21 protein-coding genes and 4 pseudogenes are annotated in these 23,735 nt (G+C 59.9%); 16 read left to right on the forward strand and 9 right to left on the reverse strand.

What is annotated here, in order from left to right:
• Positions 1–28: 28 nt before the first annotated feature.
• The 11 genes and pseudogenes from AC0NID_RS01760 to AC0NID_RS01810 form a co-directional block, all read left to right on the forward strand.
• A complete protein-coding gene (locus AC0NID_RS01760) occupies positions 29–1,015 on the forward strand; it encodes an NAD(P)H-dependent flavin oxidoreductase (RefSeq protein WP_473458548.1) in 987 nt (328 codons plus the stop codon).
• A 60-nt stretch (positions 1,016–1,075) separates the two neighbouring features.
• Positions 1,076–2,431, forward strand: a complete 1,356-nt coding sequence (locus AC0NID_RS01765) for an MFS transporter (protein ID WP_473458550.1) — start codon at positions 1,076–1,078, stop codon at positions 2,429–2,431.
• Positions 2,432–2,490: 59 nt separating this feature from the next.
• Complete coding sequence (locus tag AC0NID_RS01770; protein WP_473458552.1) at positions 2,491–2,889, forward strand: tautomerase family protein; 399 nt, start codon at positions 2,491–2,493, stop codon at positions 2,887–2,889.
• 105 nt (positions 2,890–2,994) lie between these two features.
• A complete protein-coding gene (locus AC0NID_RS01775) occupies positions 2,995–3,891 on the forward strand; it encodes an alpha/beta hydrolase family protein (protein ID WP_473458554.1) in 897 nt (298 codons plus the stop codon).
• Between the two features lie 719 nt (positions 3,892–4,610).
• Positions 4,611–4,754 (forward strand): annotated as a pseudogene (locus AC0NID_RS01780) (IS6 family transposase); the annotation flags it as partial.
• A pseudogene (locus tag AC0NID_RS01785) lies at positions 4,739–5,285 on the forward strand (transposase); the annotation flags it as partial. The pseudogenes AC0NID_RS01780 and AC0NID_RS01785, both read left to right, overlap by 16 nt.
• Positions 5,286–5,715: 430 nt before the next feature.
• A complete protein-coding gene (locus AC0NID_RS01790) occupies positions 5,716–6,519 on the forward strand; it encodes a TIM barrel protein (RefSeq protein ID WP_473562975.1) in 804 nt (267 codons plus the stop codon).
• A gap of 116 nt (positions 6,520–6,635) precedes the next feature.
• A pseudogene (locus AC0NID_RS01795) lies at positions 6,636–7,338 on the forward strand (IS6 family transposase).
• A 262-nt stretch (positions 7,339–7,600) separates the two neighbouring features.
• A complete protein-coding gene (locus AC0NID_RS01800; RefSeq protein WP_473459506.1) occupies positions 7,601–8,080 on the forward strand; it encodes an Lrp/AsnC family transcriptional regulator in 480 nt (159 codons plus the stop codon).
• 302 nt (positions 8,081–8,382) lie between these two features.
• Positions 8,383–9,342, forward strand: a complete 960-nt coding sequence (locus tag AC0NID_RS01805; RefSeq protein ID WP_473459508.1) for an aminotransferase class IV — start codon at positions 8,383–8,385, stop codon at positions 9,340–9,342.
• Positions 9,343–9,416: 74 nt separating this feature from the next.
• A pseudogene (locus AC0NID_RS01810) lies at positions 9,417–9,581 on the forward strand (glycine C-acetyltransferase); the annotation flags it as partial.
• Positions 9,582–9,616: 35 nt separating this feature from the next.
• Here the strand turns inward: AC0NID_RS01810 and AC0NID_RS01815 are convergent.
• From AC0NID_RS01815 to AC0NID_RS01825, 3 genes are all read right to left on the reverse strand, one after another.
• On the reverse strand, positions 9,617–10,318 hold the full coding sequence (locus AC0NID_RS01815) for an IS6 family transposase (RefSeq protein ID WP_474033413.1): 702 nt from the start codon (positions 10,316–10,318) through the stop codon (positions 9,617–9,619).
• Between the two features lie 70 nt (positions 10,319–10,388).
• The gene (locus tag AC0NID_RS01820) at positions 10,389–10,712 is read right to left on the reverse strand and encodes a hypothetical protein (RefSeq protein ID WP_473458750.1); all 324 of its coding nucleotides are present in this window, start codon (positions 10,710–10,712) and stop codon (positions 10,389–10,391) included.
• Between the two features lie 165 nt (positions 10,713–10,877).
• Positions 10,878–11,261: a hypothetical protein gene (locus AC0NID_RS01825; RefSeq protein ID WP_473458748.1), complete on the reverse strand. Its 384-nt coding sequence runs from the start codon at positions 11,259–11,261 to the stop codon at positions 10,878–10,880.
• Positions 11,262–11,604: 343 nt separating this feature from the next.
• Between AC0NID_RS01825 and AC0NID_RS01830 the strand changes: the two genes are divergently transcribed.
• On the forward strand, positions 11,605–11,814 hold the full coding sequence (locus AC0NID_RS01830; RefSeq protein WP_473458746.1) for a CsbD family protein: 210 nt from the start codon (positions 11,605–11,607) through the stop codon (positions 11,812–11,814).
• Positions 11,815–13,356: 1,542 nt separating this feature from the next.
• Here the strand turns inward: AC0NID_RS01830 and AC0NID_RS01835 are convergent.
• The 6 genes from AC0NID_RS01835 to AC0NID_RS01860 form a co-directional block, all read right to left on the reverse strand.
• Positions 13,357–13,761: a reverse transcriptase domain-containing protein gene (locus AC0NID_RS01835; RefSeq protein ID WP_473458742.1), complete on the reverse strand. Its 405-nt coding sequence runs from the start codon at positions 13,759–13,761 to the stop codon at positions 13,357–13,359.
• 156 nt (positions 13,762–13,917) lie between these two features.
• On the reverse strand, positions 13,918–15,117 hold the full coding sequence (locus AC0NID_RS01840) for a mandelate racemase/muconate lactonizing enzyme family protein (protein ID WP_473458740.1): 1,200 nt from the start codon (positions 15,115–15,117) through the stop codon (positions 13,918–13,920).
• 9 nt (positions 15,118–15,126) lie between these two features.
• The gene (locus AC0NID_RS01845) at positions 15,127–15,453 is read right to left on the reverse strand and encodes an NIPSNAP family protein (protein WP_473458738.1); all 327 of its coding nucleotides are present in this window, start codon (positions 15,451–15,453) and stop codon (positions 15,127–15,129) included.
• Positions 15,454–15,547: 94 nt separating this feature from the next.
• Complete coding sequence (locus AC0NID_RS01850) at positions 15,548–16,903, reverse strand: mandelate racemase/muconate lactonizing enzyme family protein (protein ID WP_473458736.1); 1,356 nt, start codon at positions 16,901–16,903, stop codon at positions 15,548–15,550.
• 64 nt (positions 16,904–16,967) lie between these two features.
• A complete protein-coding gene (locus AC0NID_RS01855; protein ID WP_473458734.1) occupies positions 16,968–18,134 on the reverse strand; it encodes a mandelate racemase/muconate lactonizing enzyme family protein in 1,167 nt (388 codons plus the stop codon).
• A 56-nt stretch (positions 18,135–18,190) separates the two neighbouring features.
• A complete protein-coding gene (locus tag AC0NID_RS01860; protein ID WP_473458732.1) occupies positions 18,191–18,901 on the reverse strand; it encodes a GntR family transcriptional regulator in 711 nt (236 codons plus the stop codon).
• 214 nt (positions 18,902–19,115) lie between these two features.
• Here AC0NID_RS01860 and AC0NID_RS01865 point away from each other — a divergent pair, with 214 nt between their 5' ends.
• The 4 genes from AC0NID_RS01865 (at position 19,116) to AC0NID_RS01880 (ending at position 23,728) form a co-directional block, all read left to right on the forward strand.
• Positions 19,116–20,594, forward strand: coding sequence for an ABC transporter substrate-binding protein (locus AC0NID_RS01865; protein ID WP_473458730.1), 1,479 nt, complete (start codon positions 19,116–19,118; stop codon positions 20,592–20,594).
• Between the two features lie 179 nt (positions 20,595–20,773).
• The gene (locus tag AC0NID_RS01870; protein WP_473458728.1) at positions 20,774–21,733 is read left to right on the forward strand and encodes a carbohydrate ABC transporter permease; all 960 of its coding nucleotides are present in this window, start codon (positions 20,774–20,776) and stop codon (positions 21,731–21,733) included.
• Positions 21,730–22,620 (forward strand): carbohydrate ABC transporter permease, encoded by an 891-nt coding sequence (locus AC0NID_RS01875; RefSeq protein ID WP_473458726.1) that lies wholly within the window; start codon positions 21,730–21,732, stop codon positions 22,618–22,620. Before AC0NID_RS01870 ends, AC0NID_RS01875 begins: the two co-directional genes overlap by 4 nt.
• Positions 22,621–22,630: 10 nt before the next feature.
• Positions 22,631–23,728, forward strand: a complete 1,098-nt coding sequence (locus AC0NID_RS01880; RefSeq protein WP_473458724.1) for an ABC transporter ATP-binding protein — start codon at positions 22,631–22,633, stop codon at positions 23,726–23,728.
• Positions 23,729–23,735: the final 7 nt, after the last annotated feature.

The following is a 23,735-nucleotide window of genomic DNA, read 5'->3' on the forward strand; positions in this document are numbered from 1 at the left end:
GAACTTCCTCAAGCTGGGAGAAGTATTGATGACGATACGAACGCGTCTGACAGAATTTTTCGAAATCGAGCATCCCATCATCCTTGCCCCGATGACCCCGGCCGCGGGTGGCGCGCTTGCGTCCGCCGTCGCCGACGCCGGCGGTCTGGGCCTGTTGGGTGGGGGATATGCTGATCGTCAATGGTACGAAACAGAGTCGTCGCTGATTACCAATGAACGCGTTGGCTGCGGGTTCATCGCCTGGGCAGTCGAAGCCGACCTTGATCTGTTTGACCGCGCACTTGCGGAGCGTCCGTCCGCGATGATGCTTTCGTTTTCGGATCCGGCGAAGCTCGCGGCACGGGTCAAGCAGGCGGGTGTTCCGCTGATTTGCATGATCCACACACTCGAACATGCCCGGCGCGCAATCGACGTTGGCGCCGACGTTCTTATTGTTCAGGGGACCGAGGCCGGCGGCCATGGCCTGGTCGCGCGGTCAACCATGCCCTTCGTTCCCGCAGTCGTGGATCTGGTGGCAAAGATTTCGCCTTCTGTCATTGTCGTGGCGGCAGGCGGCATTGCCGACGGTAGGGGCCTGGCCGCTTCGCTGATGCTCGGAGCAGACGGGGTCCTGATGGGAACCAGGTTCTGGGCTACGCGCGAGTCGCTCATCCCTCCGGCAGCCAAGGACAAGGTAGTCGCGGCCTCTGGCGACGAGACAATCCGGACTTCCGTCTACGATATCGTCCGTCAGAAGGCCTGGCCCGCTGGCTATACCGGCCGACTGCTCAAAAACGGCTTCATCGACAAGTGGCACGGGCGGGAAGAAGAGCTGCGCACGCTGCATTCCGAAGAATTGTCGAAGGTCGAGGCGGCATGGGCCTCCGGCGACTATGACACGGCCAACGTGACTGTCGGTGAGGCGGTGGGCCTCATCAACGATCTGCCGTCGGCGAAGGACATCGTTCGCCGAACGGTGCGCGAGGCAGGCGAAAGACTTGGGGTCTACGCATTCGATCAGCGCATCGCGAGCTGACTTACCACGGCCCTGAAGAGAGGGCCGACTGCTTTCAAAACATAAAAGGGGAACTGCAGCATGCAACAGCTACAGGAAAGGGGCGACTCCGTGCGCAAACCAGGTATCTGGACCGTCGTCCTTGCATCAAGCGCCGGCACGGTCATCGAATGGTACGACTTCTATCTTTACGGAAGTCTGGCGATTTTCTTCTCAACGCTCTTCTACCCTGCCAATGAACCGACGGCAGCTGTTCTGATCAGCGTCGCAACCTTTGCCACAGGCTTCCTCGTGCGCCCATTGGGAGCCCTGCTGTTCGGCAGCATCGGCGACCGCGTCGGACGCAAGAGCACGTTCTTGATGACGCTCCTTCTGATGGGCATTGCGACCGCGCTCGTCGGCGTCTTGCCAACCTTTGAGACCGCGGGATATTTCGCACCGATCGCTCTTGTGGTCCTTCGGCTGATCCAGGGATTGGCGATAGGCGGCGAATACGGCGGCGCCGCCGTTTACGTTGCAGAACACGCACCGGCGAACCGGCGCGGGTTCTTCACGAGCTTTATCCAGACAACGGCAACCGTCGGCTTTTTTCTGGCGATTGTCGTCGTGCTTACGTGTCGGCTGTCGCTCGGCGAAGAACTCTTCAAGCAATGGGGTTGGAGAATTCCGTTCCTGCTATCATCGGTTTTGATCGTGCTGTCCCTTTATCTGCGCCTCAAGCTGAGCGAATCCCCGGTCTTCGAGGAGCTTCGCAAAGGCGGGAAGACCGCAAAGAGCCCAATCCGTGAGAGTTTCGCCACCGGTGATGGCGTGCGTTATGCAGCCTTTGCACTGTTCGGGGCGACCGCCGGCCTGGGGTGCGTTTGGTATACAGGCCAGTTCTACGCACTGTATTTCTTGCAAAGCGTGCTGAAGCTTGACTTCCTGACAGCGAACATTTGCCTTGCTGCTGCTTTGGTGATCGGAACGCCCCTCATCGTTTTCTTCGGCGCCTTGTCCGACCGGATCGGCCGTCGCAAGTTGATTGTCACCGGTTTCATTCTGGCAGCCGTGTTCTATGTTCCAATCTATCAGGGCATCGCCGCCGCCGTCGCTGCCCAGAACTTCGTTTTGGTAACAGCGCTGATCGTCGCCCAACTCGTTTTCGTCGGATTGGTCTATGGCCCTATGGCAGCTTTCCTCGTCGAGCTCTTCCCGGCGAAATTGCGCTACACCTCGCTCTCGCTGCCCTATCACATCGGAACAGGCGTGTTTGGCGGCTTTGTTCCCCTCATCAACCTGTCGCTGGTTGCCTACACGGGCAACATTTATGCGGGCCTGGCCTATCCCATTGCGATCGCGATCATGAGCGCAGTCGTAAATGTTCTCTGGTTCCCCTGCGCGCTGGCTGGGGAGCCCGAGGCTGCCCCAACCGGCCTACCTGCGAGGGCAATCTGAAACTTCACCGGGACGCCGAGTGCGCGTCCCCGCCCTCTTCCTATTTCCGAGGACGACCCATGCCGCTGATAAAAATTAACCTTCTGAAGGGCCGATCGCCTGGGGAGCAGGACAAGATCCTCGACTGCATCCATGAGGCGGTGGTCAGGGCTTTCCATGTACCGCCAGCCGATCGCTATCAGATCCTGATCCAACACGAGAGATCGCATGTGCGCGCGGAGGATACCGGTCTTGGTCTTTTTCGCAGTGACAGGCTGATCATTATCGAGGTGATCTCGCGAGCGCGGTCAACTGACGACAAACAGGCCTTCTATCGTTTCGTTGCAACAGGGCTTTTGGATGTGTGTGCGATCGACCCTGCAGATGTTGTGGTCAGTATCGTAGAAAATGGTGACGCGGATTGGTCCTGCGGCCTTGGTCGAGCTCAATTCATAACCGGCGATCTTCGCGGAAATTAGGCATCGCGGCGGTGAGACACGTCAATGTCTAATGCCAGTCCGATACGGCCGCGCCATCAGCTTTTGACCGGCCGCGCAAATTCAAACAACAAGGAGAGAGCAGCTATGAAACAGCTACACCGAACCGTTGCAGCGTCACTGGGAATGCTGATGACAACTTTTTTAGTTTCGGCGCAAGCCAAGGAGGCCACCATCAAGTTCCAAGTCGAAGGCCAGACAATCGTAGGCACGATGGTCACGCCGGATGATGTCGCGAATCCTCCCGTCATCCTGATGCTTCACGGTTTCACCGGCAGCCGCAACGAATGGAGTTCGGAGGCGGTGAAGGAAGGCCTGTTCGGGCGTGCCGCGCCGGTGCTCGCAAAGAATGGCATCGCTTCGCTTCGGATCGATTTTCGCGGCAGCGGCGCGAGCGACGGCAAATTCGAAGACATGACCGTCGAAACCGAGATAACGGACGCACAAGCGGCGCTCGACTTCCTATCGACGAATGACAGCGTCGACGGCAAACGTATTTCGTTGATGGGAATGAGCCTGGGCGGTGCGGTCACGACAGCAGTTGCCGGCCGGACGAAAACGCCTTTAAAGTCTGTCGTGCTCTGGAACCCCGGCATCAATCTTCCGGCAGCGTTCATCTCCATTTTTGGCGAGAAGCAGATGGCGGAAGCTGTGACAGCGGGCGATAAAGTCTATCCGGCCAAGCGCGTCGGAGATGGGAAGGAAATTCCCTTGAAAGGCCGCTTCTTCGAGAGCCTATACGCGGTGCAGCCCGCCGGCGAAATCTCGCGCTACAAGGGGCCGCTGTTCCTCGCGGTCGGCACGCGCGACAGCATCGTCTTTCCCCAACCCGTTCTCGCCAAGTCGTTGCTGGCTTATCACGACGGTCCGGAAGAACTGTGGGCTGAACCCGTTGATCATGGTTTCGGCGTTGAACAGAGTGCCAAGACCGTGGACAAGCTGATCTTAGCGACGATCGCCTTTCTAAAGTCCAATGGCGAATAATTTGCGCGTCGAACGGCGCTCGCTCGGCCGCCAATGCCGCCGGAATTGGCGGCGTCTTAGCGAAAGCGGTAACGCTCGCCTGTCAGTTATCCTTCATGCAGGATGCATGCCCGCGTGAACCTGCCCGGTTCCCGAGTACATCCGCCCCGTGACGACCGGAAGAAAAATTCGAGCTGATCGTAGGCCGCTCGCTGGCTGAAGACGGCGCGGCTATGATCGCGAACTGCAACGGCGTACTCTCGACCAAGAAGCACCCAATCAGGATATTACCTTTCGTATCGGCAGTTGGGAAGAAGTCCCGTCGCACGCGGAATGATCGCAGGCGAGCGAGCATGTCCTCGACTGGTTCAATATCCCCATGCGCAATGGAAGCCCCTTCCTTCCGCGGCTAACCCGCTCCTGCCCCGTAACTGCGCGCAGGATTGCTGGCCGGCGTCGCCATCGTCGAACGCGCCGGGCCTGCGATGCTCGAGATGCTTCACGCCCGTACGAGGGGAGCATGAGGATTTGTGGGGCGGTCAAGCCGCGCGGACCATTTCGCCGTTCTCGTGATTGTCGTTCGCCATGCCGGGATACCATTTGCCGGAAGGTCGACCGCAGGGAGCCATCGAGGGTCTGCGTGCGGGTTTTCAGCAGAAGATGTGCGCGAGGCTGTGTTGCAAAGTCTTCGGTAACCAGGCGCATGGCACGGCCTCTGGTAGTTTCGCCGGAGAGTTCAGATGTTCAAGGGCCGCCATTTCGACCAGTCCGTCATTCTGCTTTGCGTTCGCTGGTATCTGGCCTACGGCTTGAGCCTTCGCGATTTGAAGGAAATGATGGCCGAGCGCGGCATCAGTATCGATAGGCGCCGGTTATGGCCATGGTGCAGCGACCACCGACGTCACGACCGGCGCTCCGGCCGGTGACGCGCGTGCCGCGGTCGTGACCGGTCTCTCAGCGCGAGCAAGCGACGCGTCATTAAAGCGCAGATCGAGTCGAGAGCTCATTTGATGAGCGACGAGTGGAAAGCATTCATGGCCATTGGTGAGAAGCTTTGCCAAGCAGGAGACCGTGAAGCATTCCAGTGGTGAGTATGTTCGCGATGCCGTCCACGCCAATTCGGTAGAGGGCTTCAACTCCCGCGTCCGCCGCACCATCGCCGGCGTCTTTCATCATATCAGCCAGCAGCATGCCGACCTTTCCACGAGGTTGGCTTCCGATGGTCACAGCGCGTGGTATCCGGGAGCGCCGTTCGGAAAACCCGGCATGGTCTAGAAGTCTTGAGGACCATCTGGTCGCGCGTGCCGCCGGCGCTGCAGCTACTGAGCGTTTTTCGCGTCGCCACGGGGCGTCAGATGCGCCGAAGCCTGGGTGGAGGAATCATCATCAAATTAACCGTAGCTGCCTTTGGTTGATAAATGCCTCGTACGATTTTGAGCAGTTCTTGTTCCGACCCCATCATGCGAAGATCGTGTGACCCTCCAAGTTTTGGCAAAACGAGAGGCATCCCACAGATGGGGCACTCGGCTGCTGCGGGTCACCTTCGACGACAATCACACTTACTGATCTCGATTTGATTGTTGAACCTCGGTCTTAAGAGCAGCAGTGCTGACCTCGAAATGAGTTTGGCCGCATGGCACGCGCAAGCGGAGCACCCTGGCCAGCCATTGTGCTCCAATCCGTGCTGTTTGCTCTCACAACCGCCTGGAAAAACCGGAGGGCGGCGCTGTTCATCAGCCATCTCCTTTTCAGATGAAAAACATCTGATCTAATCGTTTGTCTTAAGTCAAGTGTCGCAATAGCGTTAAAGAAAGATTTCCCGGAACATTGAAGGAAAGCCAAGCCATGCGCCAAGCAGCGCCCCGCTTTGCACTCGACCACATGGCGACGTCCGGACTCGACGTCAGGGCACTTTTCGCTTTTGCCCGTGACCAGGGCCTGACCGATGTCCAGATCCGCAGCCAACAGCGCAGCAATGCTATTGCACGCGGCATGCCGGCGGCGGACGTCCGGTCTGCCGCCGCTGAAGCAGGCGTTGGGATTATTTCCATCAATGCCTTGCAGCGCTTCAATGAGTGGACACCCGCCCGCAAGGCCGAAGCGAGCAAGCTCGCCGATTATGCGGCGGCCTGCGGCGCCAAGACGCTCATGCTCGTGCCGGTCAACGGGCCCGCCAATGGCGAGCGCCGGGGCGATCTCCGCTTTGCCTTGAAGGCGCTGAAGCCGATCCTCCAGTCGCGCGGCCTGATCGGTCTCATCGAGCCGCTGGGCTTCCAGACCTGCTCGCTTCGATCGAAGAACGAAGCGGCTAAGGCCATTGCCGCCATTGATGGCCAGTCCGTCTTCCGCCTCGTGCACGACACGTTTCATCACACGCTCGCCGGGGAGCCGTTCTTCTCCTGCGACCTGACCGGTCTCGTGCACATTTCAAGCGTGAACGATCCAATCCACTGGATTTACCCGGATCGCGTCCTAGCAGGTTCCGACAATGGCAGCCAGATCCAGGCGCTGCTTGATGGCGGTTATGAGGGCCCCTTCTCCTTCGCACCGTTTGTCGACGCAGCCCACCCGCTGGACGACGTCGCAGGCGCACTTGCCGCGAATATCGATCTCGTCCGACAAGGGCTATTGACGCGAATGGCGGCGTGAGACGCGGGAGTAAATTAGGGGTGCCTGAGACGGCTTTTGGCGTCCCGCGGAGAAGTCATTCGAGGGCGTTATCAACTTAACTCGCGTTCAGGGATTTGCGGCATAGACCCGATGTCATGAACACCGCAACCGTCAGCTACAAGCGCCATCGTTTCCCGCCGCAGATCATCGCCAATGCGGTCTGGCTCTACTACAGGTTCCCCTTGAGCCTGCGTCTGATAGAGGAAATGCTGCTGGAGCGCGGGATCGTGGTTTCGTATGAGACAATCCGCCGGTGGGGCATCAAGTTCGGTCCGCATTACGCTCGCCGCTTGCGCTCGCAAACAGCACAGCCGAAACGATGTCTGGCACCTGGACGAGGTCGTCATCACCATCGCCGGCAGGAAACACTGGTTGTGGCGCGCCGTTGACCAGGATGGCTATGTGCTCGACGAGATTGTCCAGAACCGCCGCAACACCAAAGCGGCCAAGCGCTTGCTGACGCGGCTGCTGAAGAAGCAAGGCGTCGCGCCGAAGCGCATGATCACCGACAAGCTGCGCTCCTATGGAGCAGCCAGGCGACAGGTGATGCCGGACGTCGAGCATCGGGCGCATAAGGGATTGAACAACCGTGCCGAGAATTCGCATGTGCCGCTGCGAAAACGGGAGCGGATTATGCAAGGCTTCCGATCACCAGAAGCACTGCAACGCTTCGTTTCGATCTTCTCGGCTCTGCGCAATCTCTTCGTCCCGCCCCGCTCAAAACGCTCCGCTCTCGCTACACATATTCACCGCCTGCAGGCCATGGCGGAATGGAAAGCCGTGGCCATGGTCAGCTGACATCAGCGGCTGCAGGTCTCAACGCGTGTATATGCAGACAACGTGACATCCCCGTCCTGCGCCCAGTCGGTAAAGAGAGAGCGGCGCCTCAGTCTGTCGAACGCGAGAGTGCACGTACGAGATGACGCACATCCCGCAAAATCACTGGAGATGTGAAACGTTTCGATCTCAAACTGAGGATCAATGGCATGTATCAGCAGGCAGGACGGTTATTCTCTTGCGGTCCAACACTTGTCACCGGCCCGGGGAGTAGCTATCGCTCATGAGCAAGGGAGCATACTTTCCGATGCTTGATGATCTCGATCGGCGCCTCGTGGCCGCCCTCCAGAAGAACAACCGGCTATCTTTCGCGGAGCTAGCCGACCTCGTTGGCTCTTCCGCAGCCTCTTGCATGCGGCGCGTTAACAAGCTCCGCGCGGACGGCGTGATCATCGCCGACATCTCACTGGTTGACCCGAAGGCGTTGGGGAAGTCCCTAACCGTGGTACTGACCGTTGAATTGGACAGGGAGCGGCTGGACCTCGTCGACGATTTTAAGCGTGCCATGCGCGCAGCCAAAGAGGTCACCCAGTGCTACATGGTGACGGGAGACGCGGACTTCGTGTTGATAGTCGCCGTCGAGGATGTGGAGGCGTTCGACGTGTTCGTGAAAACCAAGCTCTACACGAACCCGAATGTTCGGAAGTTTCGCAGCATGATCACTCTGGACCGAGTGAAGTTCGAACCACGAGTCCTAGTCTGAAGCGTGACTTCTGCAACTTTTCCTACATGCCCGCACGCTTTTTGAGGTGAGCATTGCGTCTGCTTCGGCAGATTGCTCATTTCTCCCCACCAATTCCTGCGATCAAATGTGTGGTCGGCGGCGTGCCGGGCTGGGGTGGCTCTGTCCTCAACCCGTACGCCGCAGTCGACGGCTGCCGGCCTTTCCGGCCAAAGCCGCCAATCGACGAAACATCCGCGGTGGCGCGAGGTGTCTTTGCTGCGCGCCTAGAAGTGGGCGGGCAAGGGATGCTCGATCAGCAGGGGTTCGAAGGAAGGACAATCATGACAATCGCCAACATCAAGCCAGCGGCAGACTTGCCGGCAGTGGACACCGCGCATACAGATCCACGCAGTTATCCTCACGGCGTGGCATATATGGACGGTCAGTACTTGCCGATGTCCGAAGCCAAGATATCGGTGCTGGACTGGGGCTTTCTCCATTCGGACGCCACATACGACACCGCGCACGTCTGGGAAGGGCGCTTCTTCCGCCTCAACCTTCATCTCGACAGGTTTTGGGGTGGCGTGCAGCGTCTGCGCATGAAGATACCTTACTCCCGAGAGCAGGTGACGGACATTCTGCACAACTGCGTGGCACTTTCCGGCCACAAGTCTGCTTATGTCGAGATGATCTGCACCCGTGGTGGATCTCCGACGTTCAGTCGCGATCCTCGACAATCTGAGAACCGCTTCATCGCCTTCGCCGTCCCGTTCGGCTCAGTCGCGAACAAAGAGCAGCTCGAACGAGGACTGCATGTATCTGTCAGCGAGAGCGTCCGCATCTCGCCGAAGTCCGTCGATCCGGAGGTGAAAAACTATCATTGGCTCGATCTCGTGAAGGGTCTTTTCGATGCCTACGACGCGGGCGGAGAGACTGCCCTTGTCCTTGACGAGAATGGAAATATTGCCGAAGGCCCAGGCTTCAACGTGTTCGTCGTCAAGGACGGTGGGCTGCGTACGCCGGCATTCGGTGTCTTGCCGGGTATCACACGTCGTAGCGTCTTCGATCTTGCCGCGGAAACCAATCTCAAAGCGGTCGCCGAAGACGTTTCCCGGTCCGATCTGTCCGGAGCAGACGAGGTATTCATCACCTCGACCGCTGGCGGCATCATGCCCGTGACGAAAGTAGACGGCACGCCGATCTCGGACGGGTCGGTCGGACCAGTTACGAGGCGCTTGATGGATCTTTATTGGAAGAAGCATTCAGATCCGGCCTGGTCGACGGAAATCACATATCCCTAGACTCGCAAAGGAACCCCTGGCGCCTCGGTTCGATAAACCGGCTGAGGCGCTTTCAATTGAACGGCCGCCCTGCAATGACCAGTGCTTTTATTTCCCATATCTCGGGCGAACTTCAGGGGCTTAAACAAGCTGGGCTTTACAAATCCGAGCGGGTCATCTCCTCGATGCAGTCGGCGGAGATCGAAGTCGGCGGCGAGAAGATGCTGAATTTCTGCGCCAACGGGGATGTCACGTTGTCTGCATATACACGCGTTGAGACCTGCAGCCGCTGATGTCAGCTGACCATGGCCACGGCTTTCCATTCCGCCATGGCCTGCAGGCGGTGAATATGTGTAGCGAGAGCGGAGCGTTTTGAGCGGGGCGGGACGAAGAGATTGCGCAGAGCCGAGAAGATCGAAACGAAGCGTTGCAGTGCTTCTGGTGATCGGAAGCCTTGCATAATCCGCTCCCGTTTTCGCAGCGGCACATGCGAATTCTCGGCACGGTTGTTCAATCCCTTATGCGCCCGATGCTCGACGTCCGGCATCACCTGTCGCCTGGCTGCTCCATAGGAGCGCAGCTTGTCGGTGATCATGCGCTTCGGCGCGACGCCTTGCTTCTTCAGCAGCCGCGTCAGCAAGCGCTTGGCCGCTTTGGTGTTGCGGCGGTTCTGGACAATCTCGTCGAGCACATAGCCATCCTGGTCAACGGCGCGCCACAACCAGTGTTTCCTGCCGGCGATGGTGATGACGACCTCGTCCAGGTGCCAGACATCGTTTCGGCTGTGCTGTTTGCGAGCGCAAGCGGCGAGCGTAATGCGGACCGACTTGATGCCCCACCGGCGGATTGTCTCATACGAAACCACGATCCCGCGCTCCAGCAGCATTTCCTCTATCAGACGCAGGCTCAAGGGGAACCTGTAGTAGAGCCAGACCGCATTGGCGATGATCTGCGGCGGGAAACGATGGCGCTTGTAGCTGACGGTTGCGGTGTTCATGACATCGGGTCTATGCCGCAAATCCCTGAACGCGAGTTAAGTTGATAACGCCATCGCCCGACATCGGCGCTCAGCGCAGGGGACCAATACCGCAGGCCGAACAGGTGAATGCCGGTCTCAATGTGCGTTCTTCCTCGGGCAAAAATGTCAGCCAGAAGCGCATCCGGTCCTCCGGCAGCCGAAGCGGGATCTCACCCCCGTCCTCCCTCCACACGGCAATTGGCGGCCGGCCGAGGCCGCTGTGGATCGATTGGCGGTAGGAGCCAACGATTTCGAGCGCGGTATAGTGCTCAAGCTGCCGCATGGTCAGGGCGTGGTGGCGCTTGGGATCGTAGTCGCCGAGTTCCTCCGCGTTGCTGAGGGTCGTGCCGAGCAGAAGGTGCAGCGCCCCCATCTGCGTTCCAATCAACCGCTCGATGTGGCCGCCGCCATAATGCGACTCGCCTGCTGGTCGCTAGACAATTTTGATCCCTGCATCCTGGCATCCCCGCTCAAAGGCGCGGCTGCGGAAGTCGGGGCCATTGTCTACGTGCAGCGTTTCCGGTGTGCCGGCGATAGGCTAGGGATCGTTTATGGCCCGCTCCCTCAGCCAGGCCGACTTGTCGAATACGGAATGCAGCAGACAGTGAGTGGTTGACAGCCGAGACGGCGCCTCCATCGTCAGGTAAAATCCAGGCACCATGCGGCTGCAAACGTCCAATGCCAGCGTCAGCCATGGACGCCGATCGGCTTCGCGTCTCCTCATCGACGATGAACATTCGGTTTTCGTGTGGTCGATCTCGACAATCTCCAATGGTCGTGAAGCGGAATACTCGCCGGGCGTCGCTGTCGTCGCCATTACGATCTTCTTCTCGCCCCTCCGCTTGGCGCGCCTCTCGAGGTCGATCTCCTCAACGCGTGCTTTGATCGTGCGCCAGTTCGGCGACTTGAGCCCCGCGGACATGCAATTTACCTGCACTTCCCGGACCAGCCGCGAAAAAGGCGGGCGCGTTGGCTTCAGATAGAAACCCGCGATCGTGGAGCGGATGATCTCTTGCCGCTTTTCGTGGAGGGTCCGAGACCCCTTCGGCCGCCCGCGCTTGCGATCTAGAAGCGATGTGACGGTCCCGCCTTTCCGGGATACCTCGATCAGTCGGTAGATCGTTGCTCGGCTCAATCCGAGTTCTGCGGCGAGCCTCAGCCACATCACCGATCATTGGCGCGGCATTTTCATAGCTTAGTGCCGTGCGACACCGCCCGTACCACCTGGTCGCCGTCGCCGGCGGCTGGAAGCAAAGGAGACGACCATGAATTGGAATCGCGTCGAAGGTAACTGGAAGCAGATCAAGGGCAAGGTAAAAGAGCAGTGGGGCAAGCTCACCGATGATGACCTTGACAGGATCGCAGGACGCCGCGACCAGCTCGAAGGCACGATCCAGGAGCGCTACGGCATCGAAAAGGACCGCGTCCGCCGCGACATCGACGATTGGTACGGCAGGCAAAACTGGCCGGACTGATGTCCCGCGGCCAATCCCGGTAGGAGCGCGCATCAGTGGTCCTCGCGCACGCAACACGGCCATTGCCGAAAGCGCAGCCTTGTGACCATCCGCCAGCATCGCTGCGACGATCGGCTCAAGCGGTTTCTGGTCGAGGGCTCTGATGACCTGTTTGGCAAGCCGCAACGCATGCGCTCGATCCCCGTAGAGCTCGCCGTTTGCCCTTTCGAAGATGCGCACGTAGCGCGGCCGCTTGCCGCGACCGGTCCAGCGCTCGCAAGAACCCAGCACCAACAGGCTTTGCGTCCGATCACCCTAACCCTTGACTCGCTGGGCGCATTGCTGCTGCGTGCCGTTGCGCAACCATCATGTCCTATGCGGGCGATGATAGGGGCAATCTGCACAATCTGACGATGCTCTTCACGCCCGCACCGTCACACCCCCAACCTCGCTTTCACCTCAGATGAGGCTTCCGACCAGGACAAAAGGGACTTTTCCGCCGTACCGTTCCGGATCTGTGTGATATAAACATCAAAGTTATGGACGAGGCGTATCCTGAACTGCCTCTTTGCTCCGCCATCTTCAATTGGTGGAGCGATGAGAGGTCGGGAAATCGGAGGCAGCGGACCTGCGATTTGCTCACGCACCATGGAATGCGATCGCCAGGACTTATCTGGACCAAACTCGAGTAACGATAGCAATGGGCTTTTGAGATAAAGTCGGGACGCGATGGCATTGAGCTGATAGAGCGATATCCGGGAACCGAACCAATCCACAGAATTATTTCGTTGGTATTTTTGTTGGCTAGCCCTGATATAGCGTGAGTCCTAACCGTTTGGAAACAGAGAGAGTTTTCCATCATTTGGATTCCGCCTCTGGGCACCAGCATTGCTGGGTCCGTTCCGGACACATGGGTTACATTTTATACCGGAGACATAGTGTAGTGCACCCCTTCGGTGAGACAGTAATCAGTAACAGTTCTCCTTGTTGTGGATTGCGTTTGGTGTCTTTTGCCGTAGTTGCATGAGACTGGTCTCGTATGCGTCCGGCGAGAGATAGTCGAGGCAGAGTGCAGGCGCTGCCTGTTGTAGACCACCTCGATGAACTCGCCGATCCTTGTCGTTGCATCGTCTATGTCGCGATAGGCTTGGCCATCCACCTCCTCATCGACCTTTTCGAGGCTTGCTCAGCGTTCACTCACGTTGCGGCCTGCACACTCGCGCGGTCACCAATTCGTGACCCGCTAATCGAAGGCTTTTCGCGGTAGGGACGCCCATTGCTGGGCGCCCCCCGCTCAGATCCACACGTGCGGCTTGCCCGCATGTGGCTCCTACCTTGGGTGGTTGACGGCGAAACGCCTGTCCGGCCACGGATGAAGGATACGCGGCGTGGGGAGCCAGTCACCGGTCAGCTTTTCGATACGGTCCCAGGTGAAGCCGCCCCTCTGGCTGCGTCGCTGAAGCGTGCGCCTCCAAAGGTCGCTTACATGGAGCCGGAACGCCGATAGCGGCCGGCTGTTCGTTGGGACCGCGAAGTAGACAAAGTGCCCAGTCACGACCTGCCTCAGCCACTTCCCCTGTTTGGGGATCGCCAATGCATTCGACGCCGCAGCTCCACCTTGATGTCCTGGAGCTTCGCCCGCATGCGGTCGCTTCGGGTCTTCCGTTGAGGCAGGAAGTGCCCTTGGCGGGATTTTCCGCAGATGAACGTGAACCCCAAGAACGCGAAGGTTTCCGGTTTGCCGAGCCCGCGCCTCTTGCGATTGGTCGCTGCGAAGCGGCCGAACTCAATCAGGCGTGTCTTGTCCGGATGGAGCGACAGCATGAACTCCTCAAGCCTCGCGCGCATCGCATCGAGGAAGCGATGGGCGTCGTCCTCGCGCTCGAAGCCGACGATTACATCATCGGCATAGCGCACGATGATAACTCGCCAGCTTTCCTGGCGCACCAGCCATTTCGTCTCCTCCATGACTGCTCCGATTGCTTCCGGCTGGAGCGGTTGCCGGGTGGGGCTTGCACCCACTGGAAAGTGCCGCCTTGTCACGGCGCACACCCGAAGCGGTGATTGCGGATGTCAATTAGCGTGAAGCGGCCCGCGTGGTGCAGGTGGCGAAATAGGGATGGCTCAGTCGAAGAAGCCCGCATCCTCTTCCCTGAGATACTTCCTGGCTGCTTCGGCGTCGATATCGAGGCCGAGCCCCGGCGCTTCCAGCAGGTCGATCATCGAATCCTTCACCACCCGTTTGGGCAGGCCGATTACGATGTCGTTCCACCACGGGTCCGAGGCGCTGGGATATTCGAACGCCACGTAATTGGCGGGCAAGGTGGCGCAGACATTGATCAGCGCGCCGAGGCCGAGCAGGCCGTTCGCCGTGCCGTGCGGCGCCATCAGGATCGAATGGATGTAGGCGTGCTCGGCGACCCATTTGAGCTCGGCGATGCCACCGATATCGGCAGGATCGGGGCCGATGACGCGCACCGCCTGCGTCTCGATCAGCTCCTTGAAATTATGGCGCAGGTAGATCTGCTCGCCGGTATGGATTGGCGTCGAGGTGGAGGTGGTCAGCTCCCGATAGGCCTGCGGATTGACCCACGGCACATAGTCGCCAGTCAGCATGTCCTCGAGCCACATCAAATTGTACTTCTCGACCGCGCGAGCGAACTTGATCGCATCGGGCAGCATCCAGCCCGGGCCGCAGTCGAGCGCCAGGCTGACCTTGTCGCCCAGCACTTCCTTCATCGCGATCACGCAGTCGAGCATGTGATTGAAGCCGCGCTCGCTGATCACGCCCTGATCCATGGCACCGTGATAGCCGGCCTTCTTCTGCGTCACGCCGTAATGGAAGCCCTCGACGGTGTCCTTCATGTTGGAGTGGAACGAGATTCCTTGCTTGATCATGAAGAAGTTCTGCGGCTGCTGCATCATCCATTTGACGTCGGCGGCATAATCCTCCGGCCGGTCGCCCGTGCGTTTCTTGCGGATCGAGCCGTTATAGACGCGCACCTTGTCGCGCACCTTACCGCCGAGCAGTTTGTAGGCCGGCACGCCTGCGGCCTTGCCGGCGATGTCCCACAGCGCATGCTCGATCGCGCTTACCGCCGCGCCATAGGGCTTGAAAGAGCCGCGCTGGCGGATCTTCAGCATCACCCGCTCGACGTCGGTCGGGTCCTCGCCGATCAACGCCTCGCGGAAATGCAGCACCCAGGGCTTGAGGTAGGTCTTGGTGAACTCGACTTCGCCCAGGCCATGAAGGCCCTCATCGGTAACGATGCGGACGATGGGGTGTTTGCCTATCACAGCGCAGCGCAGGTCGGTGATCTTCATGGCGCAATCCTATTTCACAGACGAGAAAGCTGTCGGCGTGAGCAGCTGGCTGCTGATATTGGCAATGATCTGCCCGTCGCGCTCAGACTCGTCCCGGGCTCTGTGCCATGCCGGATCGGTGACGAAAGCCGCCCATTTCGCCTCACGCTCGGCCAGCGATTCCCAGGCGAGGAAATAGGTGAGGCGATTGCTGCTTTCGCCGATCGCCGTGGTGAAAAACCCGGCTTGGCGGATGCCATGCCTCTCCCAGATGGCCAGCGTTTGGTCGGAAAAGCGCTTGAGCAAAGCCGGCAGCCTGCCCGGCAGGCAGTCATAGATACGCAGTTCGTAGATCATGGTTTCGTCCGTTTCTTTCTTCGCCTCTCCCTTGGGAGGGGTCGACACGAATGGTCGGTCGTTGGCCCTGTGAGCCTGAGGGAAGGGGTCTGGGCTAACTCCAGGTCCGGTCCCAGCTATATTCATTGTCCCAATGCTCGGTGGATTGCCATATCCCCGTGACACCCGGTTGCAGGTGCAGCGAGATTACCTCGTCGATCACGTCGTCGATCCCCAGGCCCGGCTTGTCCAGAACAGTGATAAAGCCGTCCTGCACGAGCGGCTTGGGAACGCCGGTGACGATATCGTCCCACCAGTCGACATCGACGGAGTGAAATTCGAGCGCCATGAAGTTTTCGGTTGCGGTCGCGACATGTGCCGCAGCCATTGCCGCGATTGGACTTTCCGCCATATGGATCGCCATGGCGACGCCACGGTCCTGTGCCGCGTCGCCGATCTTCTTGGTCTCGAGGATGCCGCCGGTGGTCAGCAAGTCCGGATGGATGACCGAGATGCCTGAGTTGAGCAGCGGCTCGAAGCCTTCCTTGAGGTAGATGTCCTCGCCCGTGCAGATCGGCACGGACGTAGCCTGCTGCAACTGCCGATACTGCTCGGTATACTGCCAAGGGATCACGTCCTCGAGCCAAGCCGGTGCATATTTCTCGATCCGCCGGGCGAGACGAATGCCGTCTTGCAGCGAGATGTGGCCGACATGGTCGATGGCGAGCGGGATCTCGTATCCGATCACCTCGCGGACCTCGTGGATATACTGCTCGAGCAGGTCGATACCCTTTTCGGTGAAATGCAGGCCCGTGAACGGGTGCTGCACGTTCTGCGCATCGTAGGCGAGATTACGAGCCTTGCGCTCCTCGAGCGCGCCGCCACGGCCGCGTGGATTGGCGCGAAACCCTTCGAGCACCCCGGCGGGCGCGACGACGGCGCCCGGGACATGGGCGATCTGCATCAAACCCAGGTCCATCTTGAGGAAGGTGAAACCGCGGTCCATGCGCTCCTTGAGGCGCTTTCCGGTTTCGGTGCCGCTCGGTTTCTCAGCGTCGGTATCGCAATAGATGCGCACCTTGTCGCGAAACTTTCCGCCTAGCATCTGGTAGATCGGGACGCCGTAGGCTTTGCCGGCGAGATCCCAGAGCGCGAGTTCGACCGCCGACACGCCGCCGCCCTGCCGCCCATGGCCGCCGAACTGTTTGATTCGGCGGAACAGGCGGTCGACATCGCAGGGATTTTCGCCCAGCAGCCGGCTCTTCAGCATCAGCGCGTAGGTTGCGCTGGCACCGTCGCGGACCTCGCCAAGCCCGACGAGGCCCTGGTTGGTGTAAATCTTGAGCAGCGCCGAGGTAAACGGCGCACCGACGATTTCGGCCACCCGCATGTCGGTGATGCGAAGCTGGGATGGCTTGGAATTCGTGTTCACCCGATTGAGCGCCTCGTCGGCCCCATCCGTCTTTGGCATGACTTATCCTCGTTCTGGCAGGCGGCGCTTGTCGCCCGGCACGCTGGGCCGGCATAGGGCATTGCTAGCCCAGCTCAATCTCGTGGGCCTGCAGGTAGTCGCGGTTCATCTCGATACCGAGTCCAGGCTTCGACGTCAGCTTGAGGCTGCCGTTCGAATTGTCGAGCGGTCTGTCGATGAGGTGATCGTATTTGCCCAGGTTCCACTCCGACGTTTCGAGTTTGTAGAAGTTGGGAACGGTCATCATCACCTGCGCCCCCGCAACCACGTTGATCGGTCCCGCGGCGTCGTGTGGCGAGACCGGGATGTAGTAGGCTTCGCACAGGGCGGAAATCTTCTTGAGCTCGGTAATGCCGCCGGTCCAGGTGACGTCAGGCATGATGTAGTCAGCGAGCTTGTTCTCGAGCACCGGCACGAAATCCCACTTCGTGTGGCCGCGCTCGCCCCACGAGATGGCGGCACTGACCTTCTCACGCACCTGCTTGAGGGCGTTGAGGCTCTCGGGCGGGCAGGGCTCCTCAAACCAGTCGATCTGGCCGGCTTCCTCGAGACTCCGGCAGAGGCGAATGGCGGTGGGAACATCGAAGCGGCCATGCGCATCGATGAGGATGTCGACATCGGGCCCCGTCGTTTCGCGGATCAGAGCCGTGAGTTCGGCGGCTTCGCGCTCGTCCTTGCGGGTCATGCCGCCATCGAGGTAGCCGTCCCGCTGTTCGCGGGACAGGCCATCGGCGCTGCGGCCCTGATGGGGGTAAGGATCGAACTTGAGCGCCGTGTGTCCGGACTCGACGATGTCCAAGATTTCGCGCACCACCGCCTCCTTGCTGGTGAATTTGGCCTGGTTGGGATGAGTGTAGAGCGCGATTTCATCGCGTACCGGTCCGCCCAGCAGCTCGTAGATCGGCTTGCCCAGGACTTTGCCCCGGATGTCCCAGAGGGCTATATCGATGGCGCTCACGCATTCGACGGCGGCGCCGCGGCTGCCCATGTAGGTGAAGCTGCGGAAAATCTTGTGCCAGAGATGCTCGATACGTGCTGGATCCTCGCCTGTCACGGCGACGCCAATCTGCCGAAGGATCGTGCAGAGCGCGCGGTTGGCGAGCCTTGTAGTGGTAGTGATCTCTCCCCAGCCACTCACCCCCTCGTCGGTCATCACCTCGACGAACAGGAACTCTCCCCAATAAGAAGCATCGGACTTGATCAGCCACGGCCGAATGCTTGTGATTTTCATCTCATACCTCTGTCTGAAATGGTCAGGCTAACGATGTTCTAGACTGGACCCTGGTCCTATCCGGCCCGAGCGGCGTTGCGCGCACGCATCTGTTCGAGAATATGGCGGCCGGAACCCTCGACATGGCGGGAAACGAGTTCGGCCGCCTTGTCGGCATCTCCTGCCTTTACGAGTGCGATGAGTTCGCGGTGCTCGCGCATGATCGCGGCCCGTCGCGCGAGCGTGAAGTTGAAACGCCGGCTCACGGCTCGCAGCACTTCGCGATGCTTCCACCAAAGCTCGGCGGCATGGCGGTTATAGTGGCGCTGGTACATCACGGTGTGGAAGGCGGTATCCAGCTCACTGTGCCTGAAGGTGTCGGCGAAGTTGTTCTCTTCGATCAGGCCCTGGATACGTTCGAGTTCGGCGATGTCCTCGCCGGTGGCCATATTCACGAACCATCGCGTCAGGGCCGGCTCGATCAGAACACCGATCTCGTAGATGTCCCGGACAAAATCCTGATCGATGGGTCGGACGCGCGCCCCGCGGTTGGCGACAAAGGTGACGAAGCCCTCCCCACGCAACAGCTGCAGCGCCTCGCGCACCGGGTTGGTCGAGGTGCCGTGACGCCGGGCGAGATCGGTGACCACAAGCCGTTCGTTGGCGGCGAGCCGTCCCTCAATGATGTCTTCCCTGATCCGTTCATAAAGCGAGGCGCCCTCGCTGGAGGCTCCGATGGGATCAATCCCCACAGGTGGCATGGCTTTGAAATCGCTTATTTCGGCCAAGGCCGGCTCCTTTTATCATACACGTACTGCCCGATATCACGCGCAGATTCCCCAAACAATGTACGATCCAACTCGTTGACAGGCAATCCACGATCTGAAAACGTATGAAGTGATCAAAGGGATACATAGAGCAGAAAGGCGCATCCCGGCGGTCGAACAAGCAAGGACCGCTTGCCCCGGTGCAGAGCGGCATGGGAGAACCAGGAGGATACCTATGACGAGGATTACACTCGGCAGTGCGGTCCTGCGCGGCACTGTCGTCACCGCTTTGATGGCATCGCTGATGTCCACATCGGCGCTGGCCGCGCCGCCGGTCGACCTGAACAAGTGGTCGCCGGAATATGTGCGCTCCATAGCGGGCACACAGGATTTTGACACGGCGGGCGATTGCGCCAAGGTCACCCCGCTCGACTACAAGGGGCGGCTGACTTTCTGGTATCAGGGCGTGTTCGAGGGCGACCCCGACCTGCTGCGCCAGTACTACAAGGATTTCTTCGAGACCTTCCGCAAGACCTATCCGAATATCCAGCTCGAGGAGCAAGCCCTCACTTATAACGACCTTCTTGACAAGTTCCGCACGGCGCTCCTGGGCAATGCCGCGCCGATGGCGGTCCGCCTGCAAATCCTGGGTGGTACCGAGTTCGCGTCAAAGGGCTATCTGGAGCCGCTCAAGCCCGAGGATGTGGGCTATTCCACAGATGATTTCTGGCCCGGCGCCATGAAGGCCGTGACCTGGGAAGGCGTAACCTACGGCATTCCGACCAACAACGAGACGATGGCATTCATCTGGAACGCCGACATCTTCAAGCGGGCGGGCCTCGATCCGGACAAGCCGCCGGCAACCTGGGGCGACGTCGTCAAATATTCCAAGCAGATCCACGACAAGCTCGGCATTGCCGGCTACGGCCTCGTGGCTCGCAAGAATGCCGGCAATACGCCGTACCGCTTCATGCCACAGCTGTGGGCCTATGGCGGCGGCGTCTTCGACGAAGCCACCGCGGACCCGACCTATGAGGAGGTCCAGCTCGACAGCCCGCAGAGCAAGGCGGCGCTGCAAGCCTCGTACGACATGTACGTTCGCGACAAGTCGGTTCCGGTTTCGGCACTCACCAACCAGCAGGCCGATAACCAGCCCCTGTTCGTCGCCGGCCAGCTTGGCATGATGATCTCGCACCCGTCCGACTACGACGTGATGCTCGACCTGCAGAAGAAGGCGACGGGCACCGACAAGGACAAGGCGCAGACCGTCATCGACAACATGCGCTACGGCCTGATTCCGACTGGTCCCGACGGCAAGCGCGCCGTCGTGTTCGGCGGCTCGAACATTCACATCCTGAAGCCCGAATATGTCGAGGGCGGCAAGGTAGACGAGCCGGCTGCAAAGGCCATCATCTGCATGTGGACGAGCCCTGAATGGTCGCTGAAGATGGCCTACGCCGGCTCGAACCCGGGCAACCTCAACGGCTTCAAGACCAAATGGATGAAGGAACGCCTCGACAACATCGAGTTCCTCGATGTCACGACCTCGATGCTGCCATACGGCATCCCGTTCCCGGCGCTGCCGCAGGCCCCCGAGATCATGAACATCATCGTCCCGGACATGCTGCAGAATGCCCTGACCGGAGCGATGACCGTCGACCAGGCAGCGGACGACGCGGCCAAGAGGGTAAAGGAGCTGATGGGCGGACTCTAGAACGGTTCACCGTTTCACGGAAACGGTGAACTGCTCTATCCGTTTGTTTTGACGCAATTCCGGACGGAAAACCGTTTCACGCTTTTCCTTGAATTGCTTCAGTCCAAGCCTGACCTGTGATCCGACCGGCTGCGCCGATAGTGCAGCCGGTCCGTTCCGAAGAACAAGGGCACGCCACAGTGACGATCGTGACCGGCAAGGCCGAGGCTCGCCGAAGATTGCAATCCGGTAGATCCGGCGTGCCGCGGAGTATCTGGGAGCATCGCGCCGACTACGCGTACGTGCTTCCCGCGATCGCCGTGATGCTCATCGTCATCGCCTATCCGATCTACTACACGGTCGAGCTGTCGTTCTTCAAGACGCCGCCTGGGCTGCAGCTCCGTGACAGGACCTTCATCGGCTTCGACAACTACACGACCATCCTCACCAGCGAGGTGTTCTGGACAGTCACCTGGAACACTCTGATCTGGACACTGGGATCCACTTTGATTTCCTTTGTCCTCGGGTTTGCCACCGCGCTGGCGCTCCACCGCGACTTTATCGGCCGTGGCATATTGCGCGCCACCCTGATCATTCCCTGGGTCATCAGCGCGGTCGCTGCCTCCTATATCTGGAAGTGGATCTACCATTCGGACTTCGGGATCATCGGCGCGGTGCTGGTCGGCCTCGGATTGGCCGACCGGCCGCCGAATTTCATCGACAACGTCAGCACGGTGCTGCCCTCCTTGATCGTCGTCAATATCTGGCGCGAGTTTCCGTTTGCCATGATCATGATGATGGCCGGCCTGCAGACAGTCCCCGACCAGTTGCTGCGCGCCGCAAAAGTCGACGGGGCCAATGCATGGCAGCGCTTCTGGCACGTCACCTTCCCGCACCTGCGCAACGTCTCGGTGGTGACCATCCTGCTGCTTGCAGTGGCCAACTTCAATTCCTTCATCATCCCCTGGATCATGACCGGCGGCGGGCCGTCGAACGCATCGCATATCTGGATAACCCACATTTACGAGCTCGCCTTCGGCCGGCAGCGCTGGGGTGTGGCATCGGCCTATTCGGTGCTCCTGTTCCTCACCCTGATGACGCTGGGCTACTTCTACGTCCGTGCGCTGACCGGCAACGAGCGGAAAGAGGGGAGCGCATGAGCACGATTGCCGAGACAGCCTCTCGAGACCGGACCCGTCGCCGCTTGCGCGTCGACGGATGGCGGTGGGCCGGGCGCATCTTCCTCGCATTCATGCTGCTTTACACCGCGGTGCCGATGATCTGGATGCTGATCACCTCGATCAAGTCCGGGTTCGCGGCGACGCAGTTCCCGCCGCAATGGTGGCCGGACGAGCCTACCCTCGCCAGCTACCAGAAGCTGCTCGATCCGCAGAACAGCGTCGGCCAGGACTTTCTCCGCTTCTTCTGGAACAGCCTTTTCGTGTCGACCGTCACGACAATCCTTTCCGTGATCGTAGCCGTCCCCGCGGCCTACGCGTTCTCGCGCTTCAGTTTCCCCGGCCGGAACTTTCTGTTCTTCGCCGTTCTGCTGCGCAACATGTTCCCGGCGGTGATCTTTCTGGTGCCACTGTTCATCCTGATGCGCGTGCTCGGGCTGATGAACACGCATGGCTCGCTGATTCTCACCTATCTCACCTTCGGCCTGCCGCTGGCGATCTGGCTGCTCAAGGGCTTTTACGACAACATCCCGGTGCAGCTCGAGCAGGCGGCGCGCATCGATGGCGCAACGCGGTTCCAGGCCTTCATCCTGATCGTGATGCCTCTGTCGACGCCGGGGATCATCGCTACCGCGATCTATTCCTTCATCGGCGCGTGGAACGAGTACATCTACGCCTACACCTTCCTCTCCAAGAACGAGCAGTTGACCCTGCCGGTCGGCATCCAGCGCTTCTTCTCGGAAAATACGACGGACTTTCCGGGCCTGATGGCGGCCAGCTTTATGATGAGCGTGCCCGTCGTGGTGCTGTTCCTCGTCCTGCAACGATACTTCGTACGCGCCCTTACGGAAGGCGCGGTCAAGCACTAGGGAGTTGCCGATGGCCCACGTGGTCCTCAAAGATCTCGTCAAGACCTATGGCACTTTCAAAGCTGTCAACGACGTTTCGCTGACGGTCAATGACGGTGAGTTCGTCGCGCTGGTCGGGCCTTCAGGTTGCGGCAAGACAACCACGCTCAATCTCGTCGCGGGGCTGACCCCGATCACATCGGGCGACATCGTCATCGGGGACCGGGTGGTCAACGACCTCGACCCCAAGGACCGGGACATCGCAATGGTGTTCCAGAACTACGCGCTATACCCGCAGAAATCGGTCTACAAGAACCTGGCGTTCCCGCTGCAGATGCGCAAACTGCCCAGGGACGAGATCGACAAGAAGGTCAAAGAAGCGGCACGCGTGCTCGACATGACCGAACTCCTCGAGCGCAAGCCTCGTGAACTCTCAGGCGGACAACAGCAGCGGGTGGCCCTGGGCCGCGCCCTCGTTCGAGACCCGGCGGTATTCCTGATGGACGAGCCGCTCTCCAATCTCGACGCAAAGCTGCGCGTGCAGATGCGGTCCGAAATCAAGCGGTTCCATCAGGACCTGAAGGCGACAATCATCTATGTGACGCACGACCAGCTCGAAGCCGTGACCATGGCAGACAGGATGGCCGTGATGAACGGCGGCTATCTGCAGCAATACGATTCGCCGGCGCAGGTCTTTGCCCATCCGGTGAACATGTTCGTCGCCAGCTTTATCGGCAGTCCAGCGATGAGTCTTATTCCGCTGGAAGCATCGACGGCAAACGGCAACACCGTGTTGACCAGCGCGGAGGGCTGGAGCCTTCAGCTCTCGCCGCGCAACGTCCAGAAGGTCGCGAGAACAACGACTGGGAAGGTTGTGCTCGGAGCGCGACATTCGACGATCAAGCTGCACAAGAGCGCGGTCCCCGGTGCCATTCCGGCCAAGGCCTATACGGTGGAACCAACCGGAGACGTCACCTTCGTGCAGGCGTTCCTCTCCGGCGCCATCGTCAACATCAGTGTGTCCCCCAACATCGCCGTCGCGCCCGACGAGCATATCTGGCTCGAGTTCGACCAGGAACGGATGCATCTGTTCGACGGCGAAACTGAAATGGCCCTCAAGGCCAACTGAGACAGGG

This window comes from Mesorhizobium sp. WSM4821 (assembly GCF_055901555.1).